General features: G+C 57.1%; 13 protein-coding genes and 4 pseudogenes. 6 read left to right on the top strand and 11 right to left on the bottom strand.

All coding sequences use genetic code 11. The features are described from left to right. The first annotated feature begins 265 nt into the window (after window positions 1–265). Window positions 266–790: a hypothetical protein gene (locus ASD02_RS25890; protein WP_057221366.1), complete on the top strand. Its 525-nt coding sequence runs from the start codon at window positions 266–268 to the stop codon at window positions 788–790. Here ASD02_RS25890 and ASD02_RS25885 read toward each other — a convergent pair. The 4 genes from ASD02_RS25885 to ASD02_RS25870 all read right to left on the bottom strand — a co-directional run bounded on the left by ASD02_RS25885 (window position 748) and on the right by ASD02_RS25870 (window position 7,938). Next, window positions 748–3,972, bottom strand: a complete 3,225-nt coding sequence (locus ASD02_RS25885) for a CHAT domain-containing protein (RefSeq protein ID WP_162255924.1) — start codon at window positions 3,970–3,972, stop codon at window positions 748–750. The two genes, ASD02_RS25890 and ASD02_RS25885, sit on opposite strands and share 43 nt — an antisense overlap. Window positions 3,973–4,834: 862 nt before the next feature. Further along, window positions 4,835–5,599: a metallophosphoesterase gene (locus ASD02_RS25880; RefSeq protein ID WP_057221364.1), complete on the bottom strand. Its 765-nt coding sequence runs from the start codon at window positions 5,597–5,599 to the stop codon at window positions 4,835–4,837. After that, window positions 5,596–7,509, bottom strand: coding sequence for an AAA family ATPase (locus ASD02_RS25875; protein WP_057221363.1), 1,914 nt, complete (start codon window positions 7,507–7,509; stop codon window positions 5,596–5,598). Before ASD02_RS25875 ends, ASD02_RS25880 begins: the two co-directional genes overlap by 4 nt. 39 nt (window positions 7,510–7,548) lie before the next feature. Further along, window positions 7,549–7,938 carry a hypothetical protein gene (locus tag ASD02_RS25870; RefSeq protein ID WP_057247475.1) on the bottom strand — a complete coding sequence of 130 codons (390 nt, stop codon included), beginning with the start codon at window positions 7,936–7,938 and terminating at the stop codon, window positions 7,549–7,551. A gap of 441 nt (window positions 7,939–8,379) precedes the next feature. Here ASD02_RS25870 and ASD02_RS25865 point away from each other — a divergent pair, with 441 nt between their 5' ends. From ASD02_RS25865 to ASD02_RS25855, 3 genes are all read left to right on the top strand, one after another. Beyond that, window positions 8,380–9,069 carry a hypothetical protein gene (locus ASD02_RS25865; RefSeq protein WP_057221361.1) on the top strand — a complete coding sequence of 230 codons (690 nt, stop codon included), beginning with the start codon at window positions 8,380–8,382 and terminating at the stop codon, window positions 9,067–9,069. A 143-nt stretch (window positions 9,070–9,212) separates the two neighbouring features. Continuing rightward, entirely contained in the window at window positions 9,213–9,749 is a 537-nt protein-coding gene (locus tag ASD02_RS25860) for a type II toxin-antitoxin system VapC family toxin (RefSeq protein WP_057221360.1), read from the top strand. Between the two features lie 190 nt (window positions 9,750–9,939). Further along, complete coding sequence (locus tag ASD02_RS25855; RefSeq protein ID WP_057221359.1) at window positions 9,940–14,262, top strand: hypothetical protein; 4,323 nt, start codon at window positions 9,940–9,942, stop codon at window positions 14,260–14,262. 284 nt (window positions 14,263–14,546) lie between these two features. On the opposite strand, the gene ASD02_RS25850 is transcribed toward ASD02_RS25855, so the two are convergent. The 3 genes from ASD02_RS25850 to ASD02_RS25840 all read right to left on the bottom strand — a co-directional run bounded on the left by ASD02_RS25850 (window position 14,547) and on the right by ASD02_RS25840 (window position 21,796). Beyond that, window positions 14,547–15,476 carry an Abi-alpha family protein gene (locus ASD02_RS25850; RefSeq protein WP_057221358.1) on the bottom strand — a complete coding sequence of 310 codons (930 nt, stop codon included), beginning with the start codon at window positions 15,474–15,476 and terminating at the stop codon, window positions 14,547–14,549. 91 nt (window positions 15,477–15,567) lie between these two features. Beyond that, complete coding sequence (locus tag ASD02_RS25845; RefSeq protein WP_057221357.1) at window positions 15,568–16,125, bottom strand: hypothetical protein; 558 nt, start codon at window positions 16,123–16,125, stop codon at window positions 15,568–15,570. A 121-nt stretch (window positions 16,126–16,246) separates the two neighbouring features. Next, complete coding sequence (locus ASD02_RS25840; protein WP_057221384.1) at window positions 16,247–21,796, bottom strand: DUF3320 domain-containing protein; 5,550 nt, start codon at window positions 21,794–21,796, stop codon at window positions 16,247–16,249. 243 nt (window positions 21,797–22,039) lie between these two features. Here ASD02_RS25840 and ASD02_RS40005 point away from each other — a divergent pair. Together ASD02_RS40005 and ASD02_RS40000 are read left to right on the top strand one after the other, a co-directional pair. Next, window positions 22,040–22,492: pseudogene (locus ASD02_RS40005) on the top strand (transposase); the annotation flags it as partial. A gap of 1 nt (window position 22,493) precedes the next feature. Continuing rightward, window positions 22,494–23,261 (top strand): IS110 family transposase (locus ASD02_RS40000; protein ID WP_244494288.1); only part of this gene is annotated, 768 nt, incomplete at its 5' end. A gap of 276 nt (window positions 23,262–23,537) precedes the next feature. Here ASD02_RS40000 and ASD02_RS25825 read toward each other — a convergent pair. From ASD02_RS25825 to ASD02_RS37435, 4 genes and pseudogenes are all read right to left on the bottom strand, one after another. Next, window positions 23,538–23,876, bottom strand: a pseudogene (locus ASD02_RS25825) (transposase); the annotation flags it as partial. Window positions 23,877–23,890: 14 nt separating this feature from the next. After that, a pseudogene (locus tag ASD02_RS39995) lies at window positions 23,891–24,310 on the bottom strand (IS630 family transposase); the annotation flags it as partial. 99 nt (window positions 24,311–24,409) lie between these two features. Next, window positions 24,410–24,950, bottom strand: a pseudogene (locus ASD02_RS39990) (helix-turn-helix domain-containing protein); the annotation flags it as partial. Window positions 24,951–25,052: 102 nt separating this feature from the next. Further along, window positions 25,053–25,587, bottom strand: a 535-nt coding sequence (locus tag ASD02_RS37435) for a LysR substrate-binding domain-containing protein (protein WP_244494287.1), incomplete at its 5' end; no start/stop codon positions are given.

Below are 25,587 nucleotides of genomic sequence, written 5' to 3'. Positions count from 1 at the left end.
GGTGGCCAGAAGAAGCGCATGGTAGCGAGAGTTCTGACGACGGAACGTGGCGCCGTGAGATGTCGTCCGCCGGCGCACCATTTTTGTCGTAGTTGCGCTGGTGAGCGATCACAATGTGCAGCTAGCACCCAAAGGGGACTATGCGTTCTCGTTGAGTTCGGGAATTCACATCTCACCGCACGGTGGTATATTAGTCCAATTGGAGAGCTGCGGCGCTAAACGCCCGGGGAACTATTGCACCCCATGCGTCGGATAGCATTGCGCCATGGTGCGTCAATTGATGTTTAACAACATTGTCTCGCTGCAATTGGAAATCGTTGTCATGAAGGTTAGCATCCTTGCAGTCGTATCGATATCTATACTTGTCGCGGCCGTAGTTTTTGCAAACGCGGATACGTCGACATTTCGCGGCGGTGCTGGCGAGGAACTTTTCCCGATCCCTGTCTTTTTTGTGATATTGCAGGGTGTACTGTTAGTCTTGGGAATGTTCTGCGCGTCGTTTCATCAGCGGATGAGAGCGCAGATGGAACAGGGCGTACAAAATATCAGACTCCGGCGCGATCTAAGGCAACTTACAAGCGCACCGTCATTCTGGTTAGCAATGTCTGCTGCCCCTATCATATTTTGTGTAATCGTTAAGCTCACTGACGGAATGTCGGTCGCGGCTTCCTGCATTGTCGCATTTCAAAATGGCTTCTTCTGGCAGAAGGTCCTTCCGATCTCGGAACGACAAATAGCGCCGATTGGCTACGGCGAACCGTCGCCGACGAGAGAAAAAGGTGCCCAATAGCTTGGGTGCGTTTCCACCGGCCTCCCGTTATCGATCAGGTCCAGCATAGCCATACTCAATCCATCGGCTCTATTGAGAGCTGGTCGTTTCTGGCTGGACGCGAACATCCGCGTGGTGATCTTTACCGCGGCGGCCGACGCCACCGGCCAATTCGAGACCAATATTCCCCGCGCACCGGCATAGAAGAATGCTCTCGCCAAGCCCGAAAGATGGGCACCAGCCTTAGTCTTACCGGCGGCAGTGTTACATGCAGAAAGTACGACCAAGTCTGCGTTCATGTGGAGGCTGACGATTTCCGATGCGGTCAATAGCCCGTCATCTGAACTGCGGTTGAGATCCTTTTCCGCCACAGATGGCGGCGTTAGCACAATCCCCGGCTCGACTAGAGATTGCTCTAGTTCAGAGTCTGCGCCCGCCACCAGTGCATGTGTGGCGAATTGGACAATCCGATAGTCAGAGAGTTGTCCGCTGTCTGACAACTGCCTCAATGCGGATTCGGTCGCATTCTGTGCGAGATAGATGTCGTTATCCGATGCGTTTAGCTCGCGCCCGATCGCGCACAATTCGTCCGCAGAATCCGGAAGAGACGGCAACCCCGAAACCGGATTTGTATCGGCGCGACTTGCGAACATCTTCGCAAGGTACGAAACCGAGCTCATCGCCTGACTAGTCAATAACGAAAACGGATTTGCGTCGCAGCGGTCCTTCCCTTCAGCCCGCACTTTCTCCCAAGCCCAACCGCCATTAAGAATAGGGTTTCCGAAGCCAAGAAACTGCTTTGACGCCGCGCTTCTCTTCGCCGTCGCTCTAACCGCCCTCAAGCTTGAGATCGATGGAAGAATGCTTGTCGCATGACGCCTTACGAGCCATGCAGCCTTCCGGTATCCTCGGATGTTTGGCTGTGCCTCTGCCGCTTTCTGTGTAACCAATACTTGGAGAGGCAACGTCGCCAAGGACGATGACGGAACAACGAGAAGCCTCTTTCCGGCTATGTCTCGTTCAACTTTATTGAACAAAAGATCGTAAAGTGCGAATGCGGTGTTTAGATCGAAAGGCAGCCATCTCGCCGCTCGCTCTCTCTTGTGCAATCCCAGCAAATCTCGACATATTGCTTCCTGCTGTCCCCTATCCCAAACGGTGTGATCCAAACCACACCTTAGCGTTTTGACTTTTCGTGCGATGGCGTCCGCGCTTTCGCCGAGGCGCACGAAACGCGTGTGGCCTTTAGTTAAGACGAAGACAAAAGTTTCCTCCGGCAGCCCAGCGAAGGACGGAGTATCGATGAACAGAACAAGAGCCTCATCAGGCCTCAACAGTTCCTTGGCCTCTGCTGCGGTCAATGGCCTGCTGTTTGTCAATTCTGCGAAGGTAGCGGATTCCGCTGCAATTCGACGATCTATGTCCGCAATAGTCGCATCGATAGAGCCCATTCGCATTCTGAGGTCAGCTACCTCGGTCGCCTTGCCAAGCGATATTGCCGCAACGAGTTCAATCTCTTGCCGTTGCCAGCTTGAAACCAGATCCTGCCGTCGCCTGACCAGACTCCCAATATCCTTGGAATTGACCGCATATCGAGATGCCATCTGGGCGATGGACGCGGCGGCCTCCGACTCTACAGCGCCTTGTGCGGCGAGAAAGGCACGATCGGTCAGCTTATCGGGGCGGCCGGTCTCCTGGACTTTCCGGAAAGCCAGCTTAATGTAGGCCTCCAGAGGTTCTTTGAACGCTCGTCCAGTGCTCTCGTTCTCACCAGAGAATGGATCCAGGGAGCCTTTCTGGAATGTGTTCGGGTGCGCCAGAAATATCTGCAGGACTTCTTCTAAATAATCAAAGGTCTCAACGAGGCGGTTCATTCTAAGGTTGATCCAGGCGAGTCTGCTGTAGATCAGTGCCGCATCACGGCTTCCTTCGCCATAAACATTCGATACGATTGCCAATTTGCGGCGCTCTGACTTTACTACGTCCTCAAAGCGAAGCTGCCGCTCATATATCTCAGAAAGCACATTCAAACTGGATATAATAGTGGGGCGATCGTCCCCCTTCCGCGTTATCATCAACCCTTCATTAGCGATAACCTCTGCCTCAGATTGTTTCCCTTTCTTCGAAAGAATGGAGGCGATCCCGCCCTTCGCTACTCCTATCCAATAATAATCCGAAGTCTCCACCGTCTTAAACAAGGCAATTGCTTCATTATATTTGGAAAGCGCGTCGTCATATTTCTTTTCGGCAATATCCATGGAGGCTAAATCGATTAGCGCGATGCCAGCGCTTGCTCTCTTATCCGCCCGCCGATAGATCTCCAGCGCGCGAGACGTTAGCCGGCGCGACTCTACCGATTTCCCCCAACCGCTATACAGGCGACCAACCCACGCCAGCGTTTCAGCTAACTTTGCATCTGACTCCGCGAAAACGCGCTCGGCGATCTCCAAACTCCTTAAATATGATCGCTCTTGCTCGGCATTCTTTCCCAATGCGCCTTGCACCCCACCCAAGACACGCAATGTCGTTGAGGTGAATTCAGAATCTCTTCCGTAGGCAATTTCTGATAGTTCAAGCGCCTCTTTGTACCTTTCCTCCGCTTCTGGGTAACGCGCTTCAGAATTGTACAAACCTGCTATAGCAAAGGTTATACTAAATACTCTCTTCAAGTTGACTGGCGTTTCACTTTTCGCCATTTGCAGCGCCGTTATCTTTAACCTAGCGGCGCCATTAACCTCTCTATTTGCATGCAAGGCGTCACTAAGCCCAAGCAGAACCTTTACAAGTCGTGGATCGTTTCGCCCGTAAGCAACTTCCAGGACTATTAATGAACGCTCAAACTCCTTTCGTCCGAAGGAGTGTATTTTCTGCTTGAGAAAGGCGTACCCTCCAGCCAAAAGTTCGTTTCCAAATCCTTCATCCGCCGGCCTTGTAAAAGCGCGATCTGACTTTTCCCAGTTTTCGAACGAAAAATTGTATAGAACTCTAGCATTGTATAAGAAATTTTGTTCTCGATAGATCTTTGCAAGCATCGCCCCTAATGTAAAATTGGCAGACGCTCTATCGATGTCCGATCCGGGTGCCTCACGGATGATTGACAGCAATTCCTTTGCAGAGTTAGTCGCGTTCTCGTAATCCTTATTGTTGTAATATACAGACAAGCTCTTGATCTTTTCTTCAAAAGTCGAAGCAGCAATCGCCATGCAAGGAGTCAGCGACGCCAAAAGCATCAAAAGAATCAAAAGGCTGCGGTATCGCTGGGGTCGTTTGCTAACCACGAGCAGAGTCCTTTGCTACACAACTTTCTGCGCATGAAACGAAAAACTCGGGTGCTTAAAGCTCCCTTAGAGTACTTTTGCTCAGGTTAGCATAATCAACCCACAAATCCCTCCCCGCTATCGGTCTTGCCGCTGGTAGTGCGGAATTCGGTCGGCCCGGATCTGATCGAGTCGTTCGCGATTGCCGCGATCTGGCGTGACGTCGCAACCGTTCAGCAGAGCATTTTGAAGCAACCTGCTCGTCGAATTCGCCAGGCCAACTCGCTCCCCACAGCTCCAGACCAGTCCGAGGACCGGCCGGCTGCTTTTGCCCGCCACGAGGGCGGAGCCCTTGCGAGCAAACCCTGACCTGCCGTTAACTTTCACAGCTGCCACTGGAGCCTCGGTCGTTTTTTGAATCGCTCCCAAACGTTGGACCGCCGGCGTTTGAGTTTTCCGACATCATTCAGGGAACTAGGGATTCCCTATCGCCGGACTGGCGCCGCGTAAAACGTGAAACCAAGGCGGAAAGTCTATTCCTCCGGTTGCGCTTTCGCGCCTGAAGCGCTTTCGTCGTCCGGCTTTACTCGTTTCCTTTTCAGCTCTACCTGATCTTTCCCTGATCCGATGACGATCCTTCGACCAAGTGGGTAAAAGTCGGGCCCCATTCCGGCTCCAAATGGTTCATCCCCCCTTGCCCGCTGCTTGCGTGGCTTCTTTCCCTCAGGCATGAGTGTTCCTTTCGGCGGTCGATACTGAAGTATGGTCCTCGGAAGGTTTGTCGAGCCGCATTGGCTATTCCTTGTGACTAGATCTCAACGACGAGGTCTGGATCAAAGCCGGAGCTTTCTCCCGGGTAGCCCCTCGGGTTCGAGATCACTCTGGTTTGGCCGATCTGGTAATCAACTCTATGGTGGACGTGGCCGTGCACCCATACCGCCGGCCCCTGCTCAATTACGAGGTCATCCAGATCCGACGCATAGCAGGCGGAGAGCGGATCGCCGCTGAACGCCTGTGCGATAGATCTACCAGACGGAGCGTGGTGGGTGACGACCATGGTCTTCCGCTCCGCGGTTCGACTGAGCGTTGAAGTAAGAAACGAGCGCGTCTCTTGGTGCATCCGATAGGCGTGGATTGGCTTGAACTTCCTATAAGGCTGCTTCGAGAGTTTGATTTTGCGGTAGTCATTCATTCCCGCCTCGGCAGCCGCCATTGCAATGGCGGGATCCCTTCCAGACACTCGAAAGTCGGTCCAAAGGGTTCCGCCAAGAAATGTCACGTTTCCGATGGTCACCGCCTCGTTTTCGAGGAAGTGAACATTGGGGTGCCTTTCACGAAGTAAGCGTCCGTCCCGGATGCCTTCCTGAACGGAGCCACCATAGTATTCGTGGTTCCCAGCGACGAAAACCACCGGGATCGAAGTGGCGATCTTCGCGAGCCATTCGATACTTGGGACGATTCCCTTGGTAAGCAGATCGCCCGCGCAGATCAGAATGTCGGCGTCACGTGGTGGTGATACGGAGAAGGCCTCGCCGAACTCCAAATGCAAGTCTGAAATGATCCAAGCCTTCATAGCGTGCCCTCCTCGCGCGGCGGTTCCGGTGAGCAAGCCTTTTGCACATCTTCGGCCGTCAATTCCAGTTTCACCGACAGCAGTGATGCCAGACTATCGAGTGCGCTTCGTTTCGACATCAGAATTTCAATCGCATGATCGAGACCTACTCTCAGTCGTTTTTGAACGGCCACTCGCAAGATTGCGTCGCCCCGGCGCAGATTTTCTAATCGGCGTCGCCCCGAACCCATTTCGCTGAGCAAGTCGTCGCCGAAACCGAAGCTCCTTTCCATCATTGTGGCGAAGTCAGTCGCGACACAAAGATCGGCCTGAGGATCGCCGCCGGCGGCAGCTGAATGATCGCCGAACACAATCCGCTCAGCGGCCATGCCGGCGAGGAAGATCGTAATGTGATCGGAGTAGAATTTCGCCGTTGCCAGCGCCGGATTTTGGCTCCGAAACTCGGTGGCACCAATCCTCCGCCAGTTGCTCGCAGCAGGTCTTTCGCTGTCGATTGAGACCTTGACGAGGGTATGCGGCTGCAGCTCATGCCCGACAATTGCATGCCCAGCCTCGTGAATTGCTAGTCTGAACCGCTCTTCTTCGGTGAAGCGTACTCTCGGAGGCAGAACGGCATTCACTTCTGCGTCCGTCACGGTTTTGCTCCCGGCCACCCGGGCAATACGCCGCGCTTCCCGTGCAAGCTTCTCGATGTCTGCGCCGGACCAACCTTTCGACGCCCTTAGAAAGTCGGGGAGATCGCCGAGGACGGCGTCCGGCAGATGATATCGCAGGATCGCCATCCGGTTATCATCATCCGGCAAGGCGATGGAGACAACTTTGTCGATACGCCCCGGTCTCAGCAGTGCCGGATCGATCGCATCGGGTTTGTTCGTTGCGCCGATGATCACGACACCTTCGCGTCCGTCGATCGGATCGAGGCATTCCAGCAGCCCGTTGATGACTTGGCGCTTGTAGTCATGGTGCGCGTGGTCAACACCGCTTTCCCGATCGCCGAAGGAGTCGAACTCATCAAGGAAGAGAATCGAGGGCCGACGCTGAAATGCTTCGGAAAACGACTTCCGCATAGCTTTGAGCATGTCTCCAAGGTGTCCGCGAGCCTGCCAAGACGCAGCCGAAGCGTGGAGCAGCGGGATGTCACAGCTATTTGCAAGAGCACGTGCAAAGGTCGTCTTTCCGCTTCCTGGCGGACCGCTTAATAGGATGCCACGGTCAACGTCAGACCAGTCGATCATACCGCGTTTCCATTCCCTGATATCCTGGGCAAGTTGCATGCCCCAGTTTTTCGCTTCGCCAAAGCCGGCCAGTTCCTCCAGCCGCGCCTCGCCTTTATCGCGACGCTTAACCGGCGGTTCACCAGGATCGGTGGACATCGCCTTCAACTGACGGACGACGCGCGCGACCGATCGTCCGGGGCGGATCGCCAGTCTGAGTTCGTGCAAGCCCTTCGTTGCCAGAAATTGGGCTTCCGCTTCGGTCATTTGCAGGTCGAGTTTTCGAGCGGCCGCCATGAAGTGATTTGGCGAGGGCAGTTGCATGACAGCCCGGCAGTCGATCAAAAGCGACAGATCAGCGGAGACTTCAGCTTCCTCGGTGCAGAATAGGATAGCACGACGGATGTGGTGAAACGTTGTGAGCAAATCCGTGCTGGACCTCGAGAAGTCCGTCGCCACGTCGACAAAGGCGGTGCGAGCGCCCTCGAAGTCCAGAGCGTTGCTGACGTCCAGGAGTTGCCTTGCCGCATACTGATAAACGTTCAAGTCGCTCGCATTCGGCACGACGATTGAAGCCACAAAGTTGGCACTCGGTCGGCGGAGCAAATGCCTGATGGCAGTCCGGATGCCGAAGGACGCGACAACAGTTGCCAAGTTCTGCGGGATCGCATCCCGCACTTTCAATTTGAAAGTCATGGTGAGCCTCGATGATGATGATGACGATGGGGTGAAGGCTCACGCCCGTATTCGTCTCACCATCGTCTCGGGCCCGATAATCTCCTCATCCAACTTCACTTCGACGAAGCCCTGAAGGATCAAGGAAGCGAGCGCTGCGACAGGCTGGGTCTCACGGATAGCCCCAAGACAATCCGCGAATGAGAGCGACCCGTGTTCATCGAGTGCCGACAACACTCGGACCCTGTCCCCCAAGGGAACGTTGCGTCCCGCGTAGCGCAGCAGGTCTTTGGCGTTCCGCAATCGAAAACCATCGTAGATTTCTGAATTGGTGGCCTGCCGGTAGCGGTGGGCCTGCGCGTCCGCCGCGTCCGCCAGATCTTGCGGGCTATCGGGCACCTTGCGGTCGGGAGCATCCATCAGCCACCAGACGCCTTGGGTGTCCTGCATCCTGAAATCCGGGATGTGCTCCCCCCGCGGCGTCACCAATGGCTGCGGACTACCGCTCCATTGGAGGACGTATGGATCTAAATCCAGAATACATGCGAGGTCGCGAGCGACCTTCGACCGATGTGTTGCGAACGCTGGTCCTTTTACTGAAGGACGACTACTGGAGAATTGCGCGGCAGTACCGCCCTCGCGTGCGGTCTGCTGAGTATGATCGTGGGATGCCATCTTTGACCTCGATACAAACCGAATGGACACCTCTCCGCTTGCGCGGCAGCGTTCAACGTATTCGTATCTGGAATAGGACGAGCGTGATCATGGCCGGAACATATAGAGAACAACGATCTCGAAGTCAACGGGTGTTGTGCGACACACCGCTTGCAAGACTAACTTGGGTTATCCGCCGACTCGGGAACGACACGCAGGCGGCACTGAGGAGAGACTATGTACACGAGGCAATGGGCCGTAGATCGAAGGCAGAAGGTCTTCCAAGAGGCCATTTCCGATCGAAATTTCTACGCGCTGAGGAAGGCTTGGACCACCGAAACTGGAGACACATCCCTGACGTCCAGGGTATCGCAGTACATTACTGAGGAGATCGACCACTTTAAGTACCGGATGGTCGAGATGCGTGTCGCCGTTCGAGAACAAACAGTCGCATTCGCTCTCTTCCACGAATGGTCACTCGTCGATGGCTGCTTCCCGGGGCACGAGCACTTTATCGACACGGCCGATTCCGTTTCCCAACAGGATTACGAGATGGCCGAATTCCTCTCAAGCTGCTGGGATGAAGACGATCACCCGCTCGAATACGGCAACATCGTGCTCTTTGACCGGCTCTCTATCGTCGTACCGAACCCGGTTGTCTGGCCTTGTTTGCTGAGAGGTATCGATCGACAGTTCGCCAGAAACGCATCGCTACTGGTTCTCAAGGCTTTTCCGCTGGAGTTCGAAGCTCATCGCGAAGATCGGCTAGGTACGGATACAGGTGATCTTCCAGAGTTCGCTAGACGTCAGGCCGCTATGAGGCGCCTTTATCGGCGACAGCTTGGGGTCACCGATGGCACCGGAGACTTCGGTAAACGGGATTGGATGTGGCGCGTCATACGTGGACCCGTTGCGGATTTCGGCTAACTGCCCCGACTATTGAGACGAGAGCGAGCGGGCTTGCGTGTCGCGCCACTATTGCCAACACGAAATGCCTTCGTGCTTTACGCGGCGTTAATCATATCGAGCGACCGTGAAGAGATGTATTTGGCTGACGCGGGACCGCAAGCATGGCCGACGACATTTTTCTGCTCGATACAAATATCATCAGCAATGCAAGCAAACAGAAGCCCCATCCGGTTGTCTCGGCGTGGCTGAAGGCACAAACCAGGTTGGCCATACCCTTTGCGGCCATCCTAGAAATCGAAACAGGTATCGCCGAGAAGTATCGGTCGGATCCAATAAGGGCCCAGGAACTTTGGGATTGGATGGATGGGGTCCTAGACACCGATTTCGAGTATCCGGTGCCGACACCTGAGGTAGCCCGGGTACTCGGGCAGCTCACATGCTGCAGACCGCTAACCAATCTCTGGTTTGCAAATCCTCAGGCAGACAAGCGCAAGCCAGGCCAAGACCTATTCATCGCCGCGACCTCAATAGTCTACGACCTGCCCGTCGCCACACTCAACGTCAGGGATTTCGAGCAGATAGACAGTCACTTTCCCCTCCCCGGTGTATATAATCCAGCCTTCGATGTCTGGGCCGTATCGAGACGGAGCCCAACGGCCACCGTTTTTGACGACATCATCCCGATCATGGTCGCATGACACGGACACCGGATCTGCTTCAATATAAGTGTTCGAATTTCGCGTTGGCGCACGAGCCGGACTTGCGGCGTTTCACCCACAAGTCCTAGTTTAGGATTGCATCGGTTCGCGAACCTGGTGCGCGCACGGACAGCCACCATTCGGAGATCGACCGCGGGCGCGTGCTTCGGTGACGCCTATCGGAGATCGTATGAGTACGCGCAATGTCCCTCTGAAACGAAAATTCCTGCCTGTGGCCGCCGATGCCGAAACCGCTGAGCAGCTGAGGTTCGCAGCGTTGTGGGCAGCGGACGAGGCTACTAGCTGGTCCGACTTGGAGTTGGAGTATCGATCTGTCTTGCTGGCAGCAGCGGGAAGCGGGAAGACGTACGAGATGTCCGCACGCGCAAAACATCTCGAAAAGATCGGCAAGGCATCGTTCTTCATTCGGATTGAAGACATTGGTGATCGCTTCGAGGATGCGTTTGAGGTTGGTACGTCAGACCAATTCCGACAGTGGATCGAGGGAACGGACGAGGCTTGGTTGTTTTTGGATTCCGTGGACGAGGCACGCCTCACGAATCCCAGAGCTTTCGAAACGGCGCTTAGACGTTTCGCGCATCGCATCAGGTCGGCCGGCCAGCGAGCGCACATTTACATATCGAGCCGTCCCTACGCCTGGCAGTTTGTGGCGGATCGCAAACTAATCGACCAACTTCTGCCGTTTGCTCGCCCCGGCGAGGAAGGTGCTGCAAACGACGCGATTGATCTCCACGATGACGATGAAGAGGCCCAGCAGCCTCGCAGCGCCGTACAGGTTTACTCGCTTCAGCCTTTGGCTCCCGAGGACATCCGATTGTTTTCAGAACATCGCGGCGCCACTAATGTGGACCAACTTGTTCGCGAGGTAGAGCGCGCCGGCTTGTCGGCGATGGCTACTCGGCCATTCGATCTCGAGGCATTGCTGGAGTACTGGAGAAAAGACGGCAAACTCGGGAGCCGTCTGGAGGTTTTACAACGATACATCGGTCGGCGGTTGGATGAAATCGATCCGTCGCGGAAGCGTAGCAATCCTTTGAACAGCGAGAAGGCGCGCGAAGGTGCGCGCCTTCTCGCTGCCGCCGTGACGCTGACGGGCGAACCTGGCATCAACGTGCCCGATTGCACCAGCAGCTTGGTGGGTATCGACGCGGAGGCCCTGCTTGCTGACTGGCATCCGACAGATGTTTGGACTCTGCTGGAGCGGGGCCTGTTCAACGATGTCCTCTATGGCGCGGTACGGTTCCGTCACCGTGAAATCCAGGAACTTCTGACCGCCGAATGGCTGCATTCCTTGCTTGAGAAAGGCAACTCCCGCCGCGCGGTCGAGAACTTAATATTCAGGCAGCAATACAACGAAGACGTGATCGCCCCTCGCCTGCGACCGGTTCTGCCATGGTTGATTTTGTTCGATGAGCCGATCCGAAGACGCGTGCTGTCCATGCAGCCTGAAATCGCCGTGGAAGGAGGTGATCCGTCGAGGCTGCCATTTCATGAGCGACGGAACATCCTGCACGACATCGTAACCCGGATCGTGGAAAGGTCCGACGACCGCTCCGCACGCAGTAACGACGCCATTGCCAGGATCGCCCATCACGATCTGAGTGGCGACGTCCAAAGTCTCATCGAAAAGCATGCATCGGACGACAGCGCCATTTCCTTCCTCGGCAGGCTAGTTTGGCAAGGGAACCTGGCCGGCTGTCTCGGCAAGTTGGAGGATATCGCGCGCGATCCCGAGCGGGGCATATTTGCGCGAATTGCGTCTGCACGGGCAGTTGTTACGGTCGGCACCGAGACGCAGCGGCGGGCACTCTGGGAAGACATCAATAAGGATCCAGCGATATTGCCACGTCAACTGTTAGTCGAACTCGTCAACGGAGCGAGCTTTAACGAGCAAACAGTCAGGCTTTTGCTGTCCTCTTTCGAAAAGCTCCCGCCGCACAATCGCATGGAAGCCTCGGGGCTAACGCAGGCCCTACTCCGGTTTATCGACCAGGCGGACATCGAACATGATCTGGCGCAGGCCACACTGCTGGGTAGCCTCGTCAAGCACCTTCATGACTCCGCGAGCCACAAACCACATATCGAAGACCGAGATTGCGCCGTTTCACTCGAGTCTTCGTGGCTCATGGGACCTGCGGTTTATGCTGTTGAGCGACTGGTTCGCAAGCGCAGTTCCGAAAGCTTCGCCATCCCAGCGATAGACGCAGCCATCAAGGCGGCTCAGATCCGCTACTGGAGCTCGTCCCACTTGGAAGGATACGGTGAAAAGCTTCGCGAAATCATCCCAGCCTGGTCCAAGCTAAACGATGCAGTCTTTTGGCGCGATGTCGAATTGGCGCGGACCGCGCTCGACGCTAGCAGCGGCGAGAGATTGAACGACGTCTGGCCGTTGCTTGCGGTCGACCCGTGGTGGCGGTTTAAAGCGGACAGCTTCCCGCGGGTGCTGGACTGGGTGAAAACGCGGCAGCTTGATGAGGACCGAATGGTCGCCGTCTCTCTCGCGTTCCATATCTGCACGGAAGCGGGCAGAGATCGGCAGATGGCGAGTGACTTATGCGCCGCTGTCGAGGACGAGCCTGACCTGGCTGCGAGCCTTGATCAACTTATTGGGACTGAAGCATCCGACAAGAAAAGCGCGTGGGAACGCCGAAGCCGCGAATACGCTTCGAAGCGTTCAAATGAAATGCTTGAGGCGCAACGAAAACGGTCCGAAACGATAGCCCGCCTGCGGGCTGATCCGGACAGCATCCGCAGCCCGGACGGTGTGCCCCCGGGCAAGATCAGCACGGATCAGTGGCTGCTATTCGAGGAGTTGAGAGGGGATGGGATCCGTGCGGCCCAGGGCTATGGGTATGATTGGAATGCCCTTTCAGCGGACTTCGGAGAAGAGGTAGCTCGTGCCTGCCGCGACGCCGCGGTCGCACATTGGCGGGTGTTTTCTCCCGGACTTAGATCGGAAGGCGCGGACCGCTCGATACCGTCTGCCCTCCTCTTTGGCATGGGCGGCCTGGAGATAGAGGCGCGCGAGCGCGCAGATTTCCCGACGTACATGACCACGGACGAAGTCCGCCATGCGCTTCGCTATATCACCTGGGAGATAAACGGTTTCCCGAATTGGTTGGAGACCATGCATCGAGCGTTCCCGCAATTGGCAGAGGACGCAATCTGGCGAGAGCTTTCATGGCAGTTGGACAACGCCGCGGTCAGCGGTTCGCGCCACTATATTCTGGAAGACATCGCGTCGTACGCACCTTGGCTTCATGTCCACCTTGTCGAGCCGCTCATGGAGTGGTTGAGCGCCAACGAGGTGAATAACGGCGAGGTTCTTCGCTATTGTTTTCGCATCCTCGAAGGAGGTGCTCTCGATCCGGCAAAGCTGGCGGCGCTTGCACGTTCGAAGGTCGCCAACGGCGGCACAAATGCAATGCAGGCACACTGGTTTTCTCTCTGGGTTGCCACAGACCCAGAGACGGCCATCCCTGAGGTCGGGCAATGGCTGAGTGAGATGGACGCCGACTTTGCCAGCGAGTCCGCACAGCGTTTCGTGACTGGGTTGGTGGGCGGCCGACGCTGGTCGGGGATATCGTCCAATCAGATTTATACGGCATCGCGTTTGAAAGCCCTCTACGTCTTGATGCACAAGCACATCCGCACCGAGGATGACATCGAGCGTGTCGGGACGGGAGTGTATTCGCCCGACTTACGAGATGACGCGCAGGATGCCCGAAACCACCTGTTCGAACGATTGTCGAAACTTCCCGGCAAGGAAACCTATCTTGCCTTGGCTGAGCTTGCCCGGGAACATCCAGATGAGGTCCGTCGGGCATGGATGACCAAGTACATGAGGGATCGGGCGGTAGAGGACGCAGATCTCGAACCGTGGTCGGCGCAACAGGTGCGCGAGTTCGGAAGCGACCTGAATATCGCCCCGGCTACCCACAAGCAGCTCTACGAGATTGGGGTATCACACCTAAATGACTTCAAGGATTGGCTCGAACGAGGCGATGACAGCCTCGCCGAGACGTTCCAGAAGGCTGATGACGAAATCGAGATGCGCAAGATTGTAGCCAATTGGCTGAACAAGCACTGCCGCGGCCGCTATACCTGTGCTCAGGAAAACCCTCTGGCCAACAATCAGCGGCCGGACATTTGGCTGCAGAGCACCAACATCGCATCACCCGTCCCCATCGAGCTGAAACTGCTCGACAAACAATGGTCAGGCCCTAAGCTTTGTGAGCGCCTACGCAATCAGCTCGCGGGAGATTACCTTCGCCAAGACAACGAAGCGTGCGGCATCATTCTGTTGGTTTGGCAAGGTCACAAAGATATCCGCCATTGGGAAATCAACGGAAAATCGGTACCCCTCGAAGGATTGCGAGACGCCCTTGCAAACTACTGGGCAGGAATTTCCAGCCAGTTTCCGAATGTTTTGGCGGTCGAAATCCTGACGATCGACCTGACACTTCGCACAAAAAAGTCCACCGTACTGTAGCGCTGGAGCCCGCAGCTCCCTGAACGGTCATTCGCCTGGCGAGCGTGGAGCGAAGCCGGCTCTCAAAGTTTTAGGTCGAAACTGGGCTTCGAGAAGTGGCTTTGCGCTCATATCACGAGGAACGCTAGGATGTCGCGCAGAACGATGGCGCCTCGCCCGTCCTTCGGCGGGCTAAGTCAAAGGGGGTCGCCCGAGATCAGCGGACCATTACCTGAAGGCAATCAAGCTGACCAGGGCGTGCCCACTTGCCGCGTGCGCGTCACCGCGAACGGCGCAGCCTATCTTCACAGCAAGCCACACGCCTCCACAAACCGCTTGCCAAATCCGGTCAGCTGCACCTCCAGATCAATCTGATCGCCGAAGTTTGGTTTGGAAAACAACGTTCCGGGTTTGGAAACGCGCCTCTTGGAAGTCTGCTCCAGATTTCCAAGCTGCCGGTTCAAATGATCGAAAGCGCGGATGATCCCACGCTCGTCCAGTTTGTCTATTCGAAGATTCCCAACATGAGTTTGTCGCAGAGGGGTGAGCTCTATAACTCCCTGTCTCAACAGGTTTTCGGACCAACCGGGGCCAAGGTCCGCGGTGAGGCCGCTATCGAGGGCCCTGCTCTTAATCACCCTAACCGCATTGTCACGGAGTTCGGCGTTCGATTTTCTAATCTCGTCTATTTCCGCTCTTTTCTCGGGAGTGACTTTCGTCGGGTCCTTTGGCATGAAACTCTTGCTTGCGGCGCGAAGTTCATTGTCGGTTCGCATTCCGAACGCGAGAAAGTCGATGACTTTTGCATCCAATGGCGACAGGCTTCCGAGGACGCTCAAGAACGGGCGCTCTGCGGTGATGTCGGAACTGGGCTCGAGTACCTTGGCAAAGAGACCTGCCCACAAATCACGTAAGTCCGCATCTCCGGCAAGCGACATTCCCGTGACGAGGAGATGAAGTTCCTCCTCCTTGGGCGACGCGATATGGTCGATGTCGACGTTGTTCGCCTCGAGTTTCCTACGAACTTCGTCCATGCCGAGCCGCAAATTGAGTTCGCGGCGCATCTTGATCCGATCGCCGAGAATGCCAAGCGCATCCGACGCAAGATCCCCGAGCGCCGACGCCGGCTTCACGAAAAGACCGCGAAGCGCATCCCCAAGCGCAGCATCGATTTCCTTGCCGATATTTATCGTGAGTTGGGCTTTATTGCCTTCGCCGCCGCCGTCTCCAGTCATAAAACCTCTCTCACCTCTGCCTTACCGTACTCGCTGTGGTTTCCGGCCTCTCCCCGAAGAAGCCCTAACGGCAACCCCTGGCGTCTTCTCGTCAGCGAAGCTGCTTTACGCCGCTGACGACACCTTCTGCGAATGTGAGCCCCAGTCCGAGATCAAGGGACAACTTGAAGAACTCCTCGGCGGCTGTGGCCTTGTCGAGACCCGCTTTGCGGCAGAGGTCCCGCGCGTGTTTTCCGAGAGGGACGACGTCGCTGGAACTAATCCACTCCGGATTGCCCACTCTCTGCTCGAAGGCATCTACAATCGTTTCCGGAAGGTCCGCGCCGAATAGAAAGTATCGCAGGTGCGGGATGAAATGCGGGTGGACGTAGATGTCCGCGCCGCTACACCCATTGCGCTCGAAGAGGCCCTTACGAGAGCTTTTTATCCGGCCGGAGTTGTATCGGGGATCGTTCCACCATTTCAGCCTCACCTCTGGGATCGCTCTGCGCTCGCTCAAAAGTCCCAATAACGCCAGTATTGGTTTTTGATTGCTGAGGTAGGCCTCCCGCCCCGAGTTGTGATCCGGATGCTTCGCCCTGAGATCGATCTCCCCCAGAAGGGCCGTCTCTTCTTCTGTCAGGTCAATGTGGAACTTCGTCTTAGGCATCGTCGTCACGTCTTCTCGCGTAAGCCCGTTACACCTTCAACGTGCGATCAAATACTGCTCGGGACAACCAAAGTTCGATCTCTTCAACAGGAAATTGAAGCTGTCGCGCTGAGTAGCCTCGCTATCCAACACTGGACGTCAGCATCCCATCTCGCTCGGCAAGGACACCGTCGTCTTTTAGTTTCTGGACCCGCGTCAAGATAAGCTCCCGCAACTGGCTGCTCGTGGCCTTGAACCCCATAGCTCGGGACACAGCATTGATCGCTTCATCCGGGGTTGCCCCGAGGCTCGACGACACGATCGCTTTAAGGCCCTCGTCGATTTCCATAGGAGGCAGCATTTCGACGCGGCGCAGCCCAAGCGATGTAACATTGCTTCTGTCTCTGAGAGCGATTTCGCTTCCCGGCCACAGCAGAAACTCTCCAGATCTATGGATCTCACCGCCGTTGACCGCGACACGGATAGCGTTGCCGACATGACTGTCTATACGATTGCCAGCTCGCTGCAGGCCCCACGCACTTCGGATTCGGGTGACCACTTCATCGCGATGGATGGGTCCTTCGACCGCGACGGTTTCCTTGATTAACTCCACCATTCGCCCGGTGGGTAGTTCGTGCAATTCGCCCGAGATTTCAGGGCGCAGTTCCGCTTCCTGGTAGGCAGTGTCAGGCTGAGGAGTTTCGACTTGCTGCAAGCCAATCTCAGTCACGTCATGACGCTCGATGGACACGATCTCCACCGGAACGGCAGGAGTTCCCGACGATGCTACCCCACCAGCAAGCGCATCCGCCTTTGCCCGCGCGATCGCCGCTATCAGACGATCAAGCTCGGCCTTGGGGCGCTGGAACCAGTCCGTGCTCCAAATCCGATGGATGGACCACCCATGATCTTCAAGGACCGCTTGCCTAAGCCGATCGCGATCTCGAGCCGATCGGGATTCGTGATAGGACGCGCCATCGCACTCGATGCCGAGAAGGTATTTTCCCGGAACCTGGTCGTCTGCGACGGCAAGATCGATAAAGAACCCGGCAATGCCGACCTGCGGGTGAACCTGGTAACCCTTCTCCTGCAGCGCCACCATCACCTGCTCTTCGAACACGCTGTCCATCGCGCGGTCGGTACGCTGCGTTATCGATAGCCGCCCTGTACGGGCATAATGCAGGAACAGCTTGAAGGCGAAGACCCCTTTACCCTTCCCGCGTTCGAGATCGATGTCCTCGTCCGTAATGGAAGCGTAGACCTCGCAGCGCCTCTTCGCGCGAGAAATGAGGACGTTGAGCCGCCTCTCGCCCCCTTCCGCTCCGAGTGGTCCGAAGCGCATACCCATGTATCCCTGCGCATTCCGGGCATACGCAACCGAAATGAGGATCACGTCTCGCTCGTCGCCTTGAACGTTTTCGAGGTTCTTCACGAAGAAAGGCTCGTTCGGGTGAGAGTGGAAGAACTGCTCGGTTTCTGGATGATGCCGCCTGAGCAGTTCCAATTGGTCTTGGATCTCTCGCCGCTGCTTGATCGAGAATGCGGCCACACCGAGAGAAAGGTTCGGCGATTGAAGCGCGTGTCGGATGATGGCTTCCGCGACCACCTTGGCTTCAACCTTGTTCGCGCCGTCTTCGAAAGTGCCGTTCGGCACGTGATGAAAACGGAGCCCCATGCCCGCTTCCTTGGTGTACGGGCTTGGCACGATAAAGAGCTTGCTGTCGTAGAACTGCGAGTTCGATACCGCGATCAACGACTGATGTCGGCTACGGTAGTGCCAACGAAGCATTCTCTCCGGCAGTCCTCGAGCAGAGAAAAGGCCGAGGATGCTCTCGATATCGGAAACCTGTGCACCGTCCTGGTCGTCTTCCTCTTCAGAACTTCCGGACGTCATCTTCGAGAAGAAGCGCGTCGGCGGCAACTGCCGCTCGTCGCCGACGATGACGACTTGCTTCGCCCTTGCGACGGCTCCGAGAGCGTCGACCGGCTGAATCTGACTGGCCTCGTCCATCACGAGGAGGTCGAACTCCAGCACGCCCGGCGGCAAGAACTGGGCGATCGACAAAGGACTCATCATGAAGACGGGCTTCAAAGCCTGTACAGCGGGGGCTGCCCGCTGCATCAGTTGTCGGATCGGCATATGCCCGCGTCGGCGCGCCATCTCCCCGCGCAGGATACCGACCGGCCCGATGCCGCTTATTGCCGGAATGCGCTTGTGATGCGCCCGAACGACATCAAGTCGAGAAAGGGCCATCCTGCTCCGATCGAGGGTTGCGAATTCGCTGACCAATCGATTGTGGACTTCGCCATCGAAGCGCGAAAGTTCGGTATCTCGCCTGTGTTGGTCCTTGAGGATGGCTTCGTAGAATGCCATCTCGAACGAGACGATCGCGGCGTCGGGGACAATCCTTCCGTCTTGGAGACGGTGGACGAGCTCACCGATGCCTGCCCCGATCGCGTCCTGTGCGCGCCCGTTGTAGGCAGCCCATTTCGATAGCTGCTCTTCGGCGGCAATCCATTCCGCGAGCTTCGCATCCATCCGGGAAAGGTCGGTCTGCTCGATCGTAAATGCGCCGTAGACAATGGATAGATCCGCTTTCAGATGTGCGAGGGTCTCTAACATCGATGCGGCAAACGCTTCGCTCGCGGTGGCCGTTTTGGTGGCCCGTGCCGCGAGGTCCGCCCGGTTGGCGACCTCGGATGCGAGAACGCGGATGTCGCGGTTACCGGATATCCATGTGCTGATCTCGGTCAGGGACGCCCAATTCGATCTCGGGCCATGCCAATCCGATCCGAATGCGGAACGCCCAAGCTCTTCAGCTCCCTCGACAGTAGCCTTGAGTTTCTGCAGAGAGGCCAGAAGCCGCAGCATTTGCACACGACCGCCGGCAGTGTCCGGCATTGTCCGTGTCAGGCTGGTGTAATCGCGGTCAGCTTCGGCAATTTCACGAAGCGTGGCACCCGCATTTACCAGGCCCACCTCCTGCGGATCGACCGCGTCTGGAAAAATGGCAGTGGTCGCTTCTCCGAGGTCGGTCCACAACTGAGCCAGATGACGACGTGTTTCATTCAACAGTGATTGCGCTTGCTCACAACGAACTGCGACGGCCTGCCTGTCGGTCAATCTGCTGGCGATCAGGCGCGCCTCGGCACCGACGCCGCGCAAACTCCGCATCCATAGGACGAGGTCCTCTAGCGGCTTGGGTTCGGTACGCTCTCCGCGCCAATCGGCTCCAAATGCCGAGCGTCCAAGGGAATCTCCCTCTTTGATGACGGCGCGTGCTTGCTTGCCCTTGTGTAGTAGATCAAGCGTCCGGACGGTTTCATCTGGAGACGTTTCAGGCATAACGGTCCTAAGGAGCGCCTTTGCCTTACGCCAGTCGCCCCTGAGGAACTTCAGGGGGCGATTTCCGTGCATCGCAACCGCTGTCCGCGCGGCGGTCAGATCCATTTCCCAAGCCTGATCGGAGATTTTTCCATTCAATTCCGCGTTGACCTGCCTGAACGTGGCGACGGCATCAGCGAGATCGCTCGCTTGGTCCAGGCCGCGTTCCCAAATCGCCGCAACAAATGCATCGGGGCTGGCGTCAGGGGCCTCGGCGACACGCTGGCCGATGGCGATGAGCCGTTCGATCGAACCCAATGTCGGGGAAGCGTTGACTCCGAGTGCGGTCCTCAAAACACTGGCCGCATTCAGGAAGCGCGGAATAAGCCCCGTTGCCTGCGTGATTGTTTCGAAGCCAGAATTCGGAAACTCCTTCGGCAGACGTTCGAATTGCGAAAGCAACGGCCCTGGCGAAGCGCTCCAGGCTTCTTCGTTCATGAGGGTCCCGAATTGCTGAGATAGGCGCTCGAACGTCGTTCCGTCCTCAAGCGCCTTTGCTATCTCCGGTCGGCGGTCGTCCCACGCGGGGCTCGCCAACAGTTGGCTGCTTGCATCTTCTGGGCATGTAGCGAGCCGCTTTGCTATCTGTGTCTCGGATGCGAAACCAAGCATCGTCCCCGCCGGAGGGCGGTTCATTTCGCCGGCGATATCGCGCATAGCTCCCGTAAGGTTAGAAAGCTCACCTCTCGTATCCGTGAGGCGTTTCATCAACCTTTCCAGGTCGAGTGGGGTGATTCCCGTTAAGCCGACACCATGCCAGGGGTGCTCGGTTGGCTGGCCAATATCTCTAATCCTGTCCGCGAGCTCGGTCAGAAGGGTAACCGCCCGCTCTTTCAACCCAGGAGTCCACGCTGTCGCGCCGGAGAGTTCGATGTCCGAAGGCGGCATTCCTTGCTGGCGCAGCCGCGCCAGATGACCTATTACCTGATATGGGGACAGCCCATACGGCTCGTAGACATGGTGCAACCGCTCTGGATGTGCGTTCAGCGCGTCTCTGGCTTCTGTGAGTCTTTGATCCAAGGCGCTCCCGTTTTCGCCCCTCGGGGCCCCAAGTTCCCATGTGTGTTGCAACTGGGAAAGGAGCGCGCGCTTGTTCGACTTGTTGCTGTGCAGTTCCAAACAGGCATCACCGACCCCAGCCTGATCGAGCCGACGCTTAACAACCTCGAGTGCCGCCATCTTTTCGGCCACGAACAAGACTGTCTTTTGGTCGGCGACCGCGGCCGCGATTATGTTTGCGATTGTTTGAGATTTTCCGGTTCCGGGCGGCCCCTGGATAACCAGGTCCCTGCCGCGCCGCGCTTCGTGAATTGCTATCGTCTGCGAGCTATCGGCGTCAACGATATGCGTCGTGTCCTTCGGGGAGATGTGGTCGTCAATCTTGACATCCTCTCCCAACAACTCCTCGGTACGCGAGAACCCGTTCGAAACGAGCGACGTGATGAGCGGCCGGTCCGTGAACCTGCCGCCGGCGGGCCACAAGGTCGGGTCGAGATCGCGGTACATCAAGAATTTCGCGAATGAGAAGAAACCGAGGACGATGTCATCGGGCTGCACTGACCATGTCGGTTTGACCGACACTGCTTGCGACACCTTCGAGACATAATCCTCCAAGGAGAAGTCCTCGTTGGCGTCAAAGTTCGGCATCGTGATCTTGTGCGCCCGATCCAGAAACGCCTCGAGAGAAAGGTTGGACGCGAAATCGTCCTGGCGGGCCCTTAGCTTGAACCGCTCGGCGGCACTACCACGTTCGAGCGCTACCGGCACCAGGATCAGGGGTGCGTAGCGGATGTTCTCGGCGTTATTGGGGTCTATCCATTTCAGGGTCCCCAGACCGAGGAAGAGAATATTGACACCCTGTTCTTCCTCAAGCGTTCGCGCGTCAAAATAAAGGTCGAGGAGCCGCTTTTGAAGGGCGCTCGGCGTCATCCGAGTCTGGAGTTTCGTGTCCGCGTGACGCACGAGGCGCCCACTTTCGTCCCTGTCGTCGTCATCAGGAAGCGCTAGTTCGATCAATTCCTCTTCCAGATCGCCATCCGCGGCTGATCGGCCTTTCGCGCCGGCCAGGAAGGTCATCGCCTTGCTTTCGCCGACGAGGATCCGGAATACTTCTGCGGCTTTCTCATCGACGATATCGATCGTCTTTGCACTCTTCGAGAAACGGGGCACGTTCAGCAACCGATTACGCGCCGAAAGATCGAGCAACTCAGTTCTGGCCCGTTCGATCTTTGCCTCTACCGAAAGGCTGCTATCAAAAATGGACTGCTCCTGCGCGCCCGTTGCCTGGTTCAAAACGGTGTCGCTCATTTTCCCCCTCACGGCGATGCCCACCGAAGTCATGCAACAAACACATCCGTGGGTCTAGTATGCAAAGCGGTCAACTTACACGTTTATAAGCAATGCCCTTAATAGCGATGCGATGCTGCACGCTCCCTTGCACCGCTAGACTAAATGTTCGCCTGGGGACTGGGTGACCCGTCTCACAATATGCAGGTATCGAGGGTTGCGTGAGTTATCCTCGCACAGAGCCTCATGCATAGGAGACGGGCCATGGAAGAGACTACCACATATGTCGGATTGGATGTTCACAAGGAAACGATTTCGGTCGCGCTTGCTGAAGGCGGTAAGCGCGGTGACGTGCGCGCGTTTGGCCAGATCGTCAACACACCAACGGCCTTGGCCCGCATGCTGGCCAAGCTTTCGCAGTCGGGCCGGACGCTGAAGTTTTGCTACGAAGCCGGACCTTGCGGCTACGGCATTCAGCGGCAACTGTCTGCCGCTGGCCATCACTGCGTAGTCGTGGCCCCGTCTTTGATCCCTCGAAAGCCAGGCGATCGCATCAAGACGGACCGCCGGGATGCCAACAATTTGGCAAGGCTTCATCGCGCTGGTGAACTGAGCGCCGTCTGGATCCCCGATCCCGCCCATGAGGCGATGCGCGATCTGGTGCGGGCACGCCTGGCTGCCGTGCGCAGCCTGCGACAGGCGCGCCAGCAGCTCAGTNGTCTGGATCCCCGATCCCGCCCATGAGGCGATGCGCGATCTGGTGCGGGCACGCCTGGCTGCCGTGCGCAGCCTGCGACAGGCGCGCCAGCAGCTCAGCGGATTCCTCCTGCGCCATGGCTGCCATTATGGCCGTCCAGCCTGGACGCAGATGCACCGCCGCTGGCTGGCCGGTCTTCGCTTCGCGCAAGCGGCCCACCACATTGTGCTTGAGGATCATATCGCGACGGTCGAGGCTGCTACGGACCGGCGCGATCGGCTGACGAAGCAAATCGAGATGATGTTGAGCGATTGGTCATTGGCCCCGGTCGTCCATGCACTGCAATCACTGCGCGGCATGGCTCTGGTGACCGCAGCAACGATGATTGCCGAATTGGGTGATATCAGTCGCCTTGCCAATCCGCGTCAGCTGATGGCCTATCTGGGGCTCGTACCATCGGAGCATTCGAGCGGCGGCACTCGACGCCAGGGCGGAATTACAAAAGCGGGGAACGGAACTGCACGTCGCATGTTGATCGAGGCGGCCTGGAGCTACCGGTTTCCCGCAAGGGTGAGCCGCGAACAATTGCTGCGCCAGGAGCAGCTCCCAAAAACGATCCGCGACACGGCGTGGAAAGCGCAGGAGCGGCTCTGCGGCCGCTACCGCAAGCTCACCAGGGCCGGAAAGCCGGCCACGACCGTAACCACGGCGATCGCGCGCGAACTATCGGGCTTCGTCTGGGCGATTGCCTGCCAGGTCGCGCGCCCGTTGAACACCGCCAAAGTGTAGATCAGCGAGGAGGAGAAGAGCCGATCAGAAAGCCATGTGCACCTGGGCAAGGCTGGGGGCACGGTCACGGCAGGAGAACCCTCGTTTCGACTATCAGCCGGTTTAATTCCGACGCTGCCAACTAGACTGAGGACGCTCCGCGACGCATCAGGTCCGGCGGTAACCAACCCGCGCATCAGAGCATGATCAACCGTCGTTCATTGACCGTGCCTCCTGCTTTCCCCAGGACGCGCTCATACGAAACACGACGTCCGAGAACATCGGGCGGGAGAATTTCTATTCCTGCGACTTGAAAAGGCGAACATGAGAGTCGATTGATTCCAACACTTGGTGCCCTCGTCTGACGGCTGCGATGATGTCGTCAGGGTCTGCYTTCCAGATGAAYGGCTTGGGCTGTTCGTTGTGCTCTTTGATAAAGCGGTTGATGGCTGCCTGAAGATCAACAACGGAATGGAAGACGCCRTTTTTCAGTCGTCGCCGGGTGAGCTTAGCGAAGAACCCCTCGACGGCGTTCARCCAGGAACAGGATGTCGGAACGAAGTGGAAGGTCCAGCGTGGGTGCCGCGCCAACCAGGCCCGGACTTTGGGCTGTTTGTGTGTGGCGTAGTTGTCCAGNCTCTTCCGATCTAGAACCCCTCGACGGCGTTCAACCAGGAACAGGATGTCGGAACGAAGTGGAAGGTCCAGCGTGGGTGCCGCGCCAACCAGGCCCGGACTTTGGGCTGTTTGTGTGTGGCGTAGTTGTCCAGGATGACGTGAACCGCCTTGTCCTTCGGCAACTGAGCCTCAATCGTGTTGAGGAAGCGGATGAACTCCTGATGCCGGTGGCGCTGCATGTTGCGGCCGATGACRGAGCCGTCGAGAACATTCAGGGCAGCGAAAAGTGTCGTGGTGCCGTGGCGCTTGTAATCATGGGTCATCGTGCCGGCACGACCCTTCTTCATGGGAAGACCCGGCTGCGTCCTATCCAGCGCCTGGATCTGACTTTTCTCATCGACGGAAAGGACAATCGCATGGGCCGGCGGCGAGACGTAGAGACCGACCACATCNCCCGGCTGCGTCCTATCCAGCGCCTGGATCTGACTTTTCTCATCGACGGAAAGGACAATCGCATGGGCCGGCGGCGAGACGTAGAGACCGACCACATCRTGAAGCTTCTCGGCGAAWGCCTTGTCGTTCGATAGTTTGAAGCTGCGCCACCGATGCGGTGCGAGACCATGCTCGTGCCAGATCTTGACGACTGAGGATGCTGCAATCCCCACGGCCTTTGCCATCGCACGAACCGTCCAGTGCGTGGCTTCCTGCGTGGGCGGCTCCTGCGTCAGGGCCACAACCCGGTCGACAAGGTCAAGCTCAAGCGGCGCAGTGCCGGGCGGCCGGCTCTTGTCGCGCAAAAGGCCGTCTACGCCTTCCGTCATAAAGCGCTCCTGCCAACGCCAGACGCAGGTCTTCGACTTGCCCGTGGCCTCCATAATCGCGACGGTTCCGAGACCCGCGTCGCTCATCAAGATGATCTTCGCCCGCCACACATGCTTTTGCGGCGAACTGCCCGCCGAAACGATTGCGTTGAGTCATCAAGATGATCTTCGCCCGCCACACATGCTTTTGCGGCGAACTGCCCGCCGAAACGATTGCGTTGAGACGAACCCGGTCGTCAGCGGAAACCTCAAACGTGATACCTGTGCGCATGCCAGATCGTCGCATATCCGCGCAAAAATTGGAATCCTAAATCGGACTCTTTTGTCTCGATCAAACCACTAGGACGAGTCCTCTGGGAGTATTGGAAGAGATTCAAAGGGCGTCGACATTGAGCCGATGTACAAAGAGTGTCTGCACCCATTCTACAAACGCCCGCACCCTTTGGGTTTGGTGGCGGTTAACAGGATAGGCGCCGTGAAGAGACGCGGCGCGATTTGACCAATGTGGCAGGACTGGCAGCAATGCGCCGCGGGTCACATAATCGGCAGCGCTATGGACGTGGCCTACGATCAACCCGAGGCCAGCGCGACCTGCCGCCGTCACACCGAGGGAGTCGTTCACTGTGAGATGGCTGAAGCCGTGGACCTCGACCTGTTCTTCGCCACGCGTTAGAAGCACCGGGAACGGTTTTCTAGTTTTAGCAGATAGCATCCGCACGACAGAATGTGACCCGTTAAGGTCATCTGGGTGATCGGGATAGCCGTTGCGTTCCAAGTATTCTGACGAACCTGTAGAGTTGGGCGGAGAGCCTAGTACCGCGCCACAGAGATTATGACGGTTTGTCTTATCGTAGAATGGGCAGGGCTTCTGGTGGGATGAGAAGCTGGATGCTTCGTGCGGCGCCTGG

Origin of the sequence: Ensifer sp. Root1252, assembly GCF_001425885.1 — a bacterium.
Lineage (GTDB): Bacteria > Pseudomonadota > Alphaproteobacteria > Rhizobiales > Rhizobiaceae > Ensifer > Ensifer canadensis.
This window is presented reverse-complemented; position numbering and strand designations above follow the sequence as displayed.